The organism is Pantoea sp. R102, assembly GCF_004916815.1.
GTDB lineage: Bacteria > Pseudomonadota > Gammaproteobacteria > Enterobacterales > Enterobacteriaceae > Pantoea > Pantoea dispersa.
In genome coordinates this window covers 1-4,831 of record NZ_SDFT01000308.1, presented here as the reverse complement: position 1 = coordinate 4,831, position 4,831 = coordinate 1, and the positions used below count along the sequence as shown (strand labels likewise).

Here is a 4,831-nt window from a genome sequence, read left to right as displayed (position 1 = left end):
GGCGGTGAGGGGGGGATTCGAACCCCCGATACGTTGCCGTATACACACTTTCCAGGCGTGCTCCTTCAGCCACTCGGACACCTCACCACATTTTTTTGTTAACCGCACTGGGTCAACGGGGCGCTACTATAGGGAGTTCAGCGATAAGGGTCAAGGTCTATTTTCTCCTTTTTTTCTATTCGCTTAACCTCTGCGCAGATTGCCTTAAGCCTCTCCACTTTGCCGCTTTTGTCATCAAAACATTCCTTAACTGACACAAAAGTGTCACCGCACTGTCGCAGACTTGTCGGCGGAAACATTTGGTTATATCTACGGATAAGGATGCTGATAAATGAAACGCTTACCTCTTTTCACGCTCTCTCTGCTGGCTTCACTCACCACCATGTCCGCGCTGGCAGAGAGCGCCAGCTATCAACGCGCCGCCATTGGCGATATTACCCAGCACGGCGGCGCGCGTCGCCTGAGCGGCGACCAGACCGAGGCGCTGAAAGCCTCATTGAGCAATAGCACGGCGAAGAATGTCATCCTGCTGATTGGCGATGGCATGGGCGATTCCGAAATCACCGCGGCACGCAATCAGGCAATGGGGGCCGGCGGTTTCTTTCCCGGTATTGATGCGCTGCCGCTCACCGGCCAGTACACCCATTACTCGCTGGACAAGAAAACGCATAAGCCAAACTACGTAACGGATTCTGCCGCGTCGGCCACCGCCTGGGCCACCGGCACGAAAACTTATAACGGCGCGATAGGTGTCGATGTCAACGGCACAGATCAGGTCACGCTGCTTGAGCTGGCCAAAGCAGCCGGTAAAGCCACCGGCAACGTCTCGACTGCAGAACTGCAGGATGCCACGCCGGCCGCGCTGATGGCGCACGTCACCTCGCGCAAATGCTACGGCCCGGAAAAAACCAGCGAGCTGTGTCCGGGTAACGCGCTGGAGCAGGGCGGGAAAGGATCGATCAGCGAGCAGCTGCTGCAAACCCGTCCCGACGTCACGCTGGGCGGCGGTGCCAAATCTTTCGCTGAGCGGGCTAAAGCGGGCGACTATCAGGGCAAAACCCTGCGCGAGCAGGCCGAAATACGGGGGTTCCAGCTGGTCGATAATCTCGCCGCGCTGAATGCGGTACAGCAGGCGAATCAACAGACGCCACTGCTGGGGCTGTTCTCGGAGGGCAACATGCCGGTGCGCTGGCAGGGGCCGAAAGCCAGCTATCACGGTAATCTGGATAAACCGGTGGTGACCTGTGAGGTCAACAAAGATCGTCCGGCATCAATGCCAACCCTGGCGCAGATGACGCAAAAAGCCATCGACCTGCTCAGCCACAACGACAACGGCTTCTTCCTGCAGGTGGAGGGCGCGTCGATTGATAAGCAGGATCACGCCGCCAACCCGTGCGGTCAGATTGGTGAAACCGTCGATTTAGATGAGGCGGTGCAGGTGGCGCTGGCGTATGCGCGCGAGCATGGCGATACGCTGGTGGTGGTCACCGCCGATCACGCGCACAGCAGCCAGATCGTCGAAAACGGCACTAAAGCGCCAGGTCTGACTCAGGCGCTCAACACCAAAGATGGCGCGGTGATGACCATCAGCTACGGTAACTCGGAAGAGGATTCCCAGGAGCACACCGGCACCCAGTTGCGCATCGCGGCCTACGGTCCGCACGCGGCGAATGTGGTCGGCCTCACCGATCAGACCGACCTGTTCTTCACGCTGAAGCAGGCGATGGCGCTGAAGTAAGCGCGTCAGTGCGGGCGGATGCGGAGCACCAGCAGCCCGCCCACCACCAGTCCGCCAGCGGCCAGCAGCAGCGCGGGGTGCAGGGAAGCAAAAATCTGCACGCTGGCGGCGGAGATCAGCGGCCCGATCAGCTGGCCAGTGGCATAGCCTGACGTCAATATCGCCACGGTTTTTGCCACGCTGATATTGGAGACGGCGCGCGCCAGCTGCATCGACAGCTGCATAATCGAAAGAAACCCCAGCCCGACCATCACCGTTGAGATCAGCAGCCCGCTCACGCCCGGGATGAGCACGCCGCTGGCCACGCCCAGCCCCTGCAGGATCATAACCCACGCCAGGCTGAGGCGCGTATTCAGGCGCGCTGAAAACAGCATAATTAGCACCACACCAGCCACTGCGCAAAGTCCAAACAGCGGCCAGAAAAGCGCTGCCAGCTGACCCTGCGCAAACAGGCTGTGCGCCATTTGTGACAGAAACGTCGCGGGCAAAATGTAGCCGAAACCGGCCAGCGTATAGGCCAGCCATAGCCGTGTCACCGCGCGACCCGGAGCCGTCGACGCACTTTCCCGCTGCCGGGCGGGGAGCGAAGCGGGCAGCGCGCGCCACAGCAGCAGCACGCCAGCCAGCGCGACCACGCCATAGCATTGCCAGGCGCGATCGTCATTCAGGTGTAACCGGGTGATAAGCCACGCCATCACGCCGCTCAGGGTGATGCCGGCTCCCGGGCCGGCAAATACCGCGGCGGACATGCGCGGGGCCTGCTGCTGTGCCAGCACCATCTGCGTCCAGGAGGTGACGATAATCAGGGCCCAGGCACCACCGATACCCGCCACCACACGGAACAGGCACTGCAGTACCCAGGCATGACTAAAGCCGGAGAGCAGGGTCACCAGCGCGGTGGCCAGCAAACCGGCCTTCAGGTAGCGCGCGTGATGGGCGGTGATGCGGCTCACGTGCAGTGCACCCAGCAGGTAGCCGATGTAATTCATCGCTGCCAGCACACCAGCGCTGGAGAGCGTCAGGTGACCGTTGGCGATCATCAGCGGGATCTGCGGCGTGAGTGAAAAGCGGCCGATACCCATTACCACAATCAGGGTCACCATGCCGGTGAGCATGGTGATCAGGCTCACCCGGGTGTGCCGGACTGCTTGCCGTCCGGCGGAAACTGAATCTGCTGACATACTTTGCTTTACTCCGCTGAGATACCTTACTCTGTCCGGTGATAGTAAATGTCAATCAGTCAGTGAAAAATGGGGTGGTTTATCCTATGACTACAGGTCATACCCAGGCCGTAAAATCGCGTGGTGAAGATGTGAAAAACTTCCTTACCCGCCAGCGCGCGCGTATTGATCCGCAGATCTATGGCTTCAGCCGGCAAAACCGGCGCGTCAGCGGACTGCGGCGCGAAGAAGTGGCACAGCTGGCGGCGGTCAGCGTCAGCTGGTACACCTGGCTCGAGCAGGGTCGCGACATCAGTATTTCGCCGGCCGCGCTGCAGCGCATCGGCAAAGTGCTACAGCTCTCGGTTACCGAGCAGGAGTATCTTGAAGCGCTGGTGTTTGGTAACGCACACTCGCAACCCTTCAGTCATGAGTTGCCGCCTGAAGTGAGGGCGATGGTGGATGCGCTGGACCCGCATCCGGCGTTTGTGCGCCGCGCCAACATGGATATTGTCTACTGGAATCCGGCGGCGCAGTCGCTGATTGTCGACTGGGCGGCCCTGCCGCCGGCGGATCGCAACTCGCTCAAGCTGATGTTCATCAGTGAAGCCTACCAGCAGCGCATTCATGGCTGGGAAGAGGCGGCGCGCCATACGCTGTCGGCGTTTCGCGCCGGTTATGCCGCCAGCAATCAGGCGCAGGAATTCGAAGTGGTGATCGAGGATTTGCTGGCGCGCAGCGCCGGGTTTCGCACGCTGTGGAATGACCATGATGTGGGGAAAATCGGCGCGGGCAATAAAACCCTGATTGATGTCGAGGGCAGGATGCAGACATATACCTTTACCTCGCTGCAAATTGAGCAGGCACCGGGTATGCATCTGATCTTCTATCTGGCGCATTAGCGCGGCGTGCGCGGGTCGGGCGCACGCCGCCGGGGAGATTACAGACCGCGCTGTGCCATCAGGCGCGCGAGGTCAACCAGACGGTTGGAGAAGCCCCATTCGTTATCGTACCAGGCAAGGATCTTCACCAGGTTGCCACCAATCACCAGCGTCGATAAGCCGTCGATGATCGATGAACGCGCATCGCCCTGATAATCGCTGGAGACCAGCGGCTCATCGCTGTAGCCGAGGATACCCTGTAGCGGACCCGCAGCAGCAGCGGCTTTAAACGCGTCATTCACCTCTTCGGCCGTCACGTCGCGTTTCAGCGTCACCGTCAGATCCACCACCGAGACCACCGGCACCGGCACGCGCAGCGAGTAACCGGTTAAGCGGCCTTCCAGTTCCGGAATCACCCGGCCAAGCGCTTTAGCTGCGCCGCTGGAGTACGGCACAATCGACAGCGCCGCCGCACGCGCGCCGCGCAGATCTTTCTCTGGCTGGTCATGCAGCGCCTGACTGTTGGTATAGGCATGGGTGGTGTTCATCAGACCGTGCTCAATACCAAACGCCTGATGCAGCACCTGCGCGGCCGGTGCCAGGCCGTTGGTGGTACAGCTGCCGTTACTCACCACAAAGTGCTGTTGCGGATCGTAGCGCTGGTCGTTGACGCCCATCACAATCGTCAAATCATCATTTTTGCCCGGCGCAGAGATGATCACGCGTTTGGCGCCGCCGTGCGTGATGTGCACCGCGGCCTTGTCACGCTCGGTAAAAAAGCCGGTGGCTTCGATGACGATATCCACGCCCACGTCACGCCAGCGAATATTGGCCGGATCGCGCTCGCTGAACACCCGCACTGGTTTGCCATCAATGCGCAGTTCACCGTCGCCAGCGCTGACTTCTGCCGGCAGCCGACCCAGCAGGGAGTCGTGCTTCAGCAGATGCGCCAGCGTTTTGCTGTCGGTGAGATCGTTAATCGCCACAATATCGATGTCGCTGCTGCCCAGCGCGGCGCGGAATACGTTACGTCCGATACGGCCAAAACCGTT

The 4,831-nt window shown here is 60.4% G+C and carries 4 protein-coding genes and 1 tRNA gene; 2 read left to right on the top strand and 3 right to left on the bottom strand.

The window, feature by feature from the left end; translation table 11 throughout:
• Positions 1-2: 2 nt before the first annotated feature.
• A tRNA-Ser gene (locus ERD80_RS22280) sits at positions 3-87 on the bottom strand.
• Positions 88-331: 244 nt separating this feature from the next.
• On the opposite strand from ERD80_RS22280, the gene phoA reads away from it, so the two are divergent.
• Positions 332-1,738 carry an alkaline phosphatase gene (gene phoA, locus ERD80_RS22275; protein WP_058774549.1) on the top strand — a complete coding sequence of 469 codons (1,407 nt, stop codon included), beginning with the start codon at positions 332-334 and terminating at the stop codon, positions 1,736-1,738.
• Between the two features lie 5 nt (positions 1,739-1,743).
• On the opposite strand, the gene ERD80_RS22270 is transcribed toward phoA, so the two are convergent.
• Positions 1,744-2,919, bottom strand: a complete 1,176-nt coding sequence (locus tag ERD80_RS22270) for a YbfB/YjiJ family MFS transporter (protein WP_136548594.1) — start codon at positions 2,917-2,919, stop codon at positions 1,744-1,746.
• A gap of 86 nt (positions 2,920-3,005) precedes the next feature.
• Here ERD80_RS22270 and ERD80_RS22265 point away from each other — a divergent pair, with 86 nt between their 5' ends.
• Positions 3,006-3,800: a helix-turn-helix transcriptional regulator gene (locus ERD80_RS22265; protein WP_058757432.1), complete on the top strand. Its 795-nt coding sequence runs from the start codon at positions 3,006-3,008 to the stop codon at positions 3,798-3,800.
• Between the two features lie 38 nt (positions 3,801-3,838).
• Here ERD80_RS22265 and gap read toward each other — a convergent pair.
• The coding region (gap, locus tag ERD80_RS22260) for a type I glyceraldehyde-3-phosphate dehydrogenase (protein ID WP_136548592.1) at positions 3,839-4,831 on the bottom strand (993 nt) is incomplete at its 5' end.

Excerpts from the sequence above, each read along its gene's own strand:
- phoA (WP_058774549.1), top strand. The coding sequence starts at position 332 with ATGAAACGCTTACCTCTTTTCACGCTCTCTCTGCTGGCTTCACTCACC.
- ERD80_RS22270 (WP_136548594.1), bottom strand. The coding sequence starts at position 2,919 with ATGTCAGCAGATTCAGTTTCCGCCGGACGGCAAGCAGTCCGGCACACC.
- ERD80_RS22265 (WP_058757432.1), top strand. The coding sequence starts at position 3,006 with ATGACTACAGGTCATACCCAGGCCGTAAAATCGCGTGGTGAAGATGTG.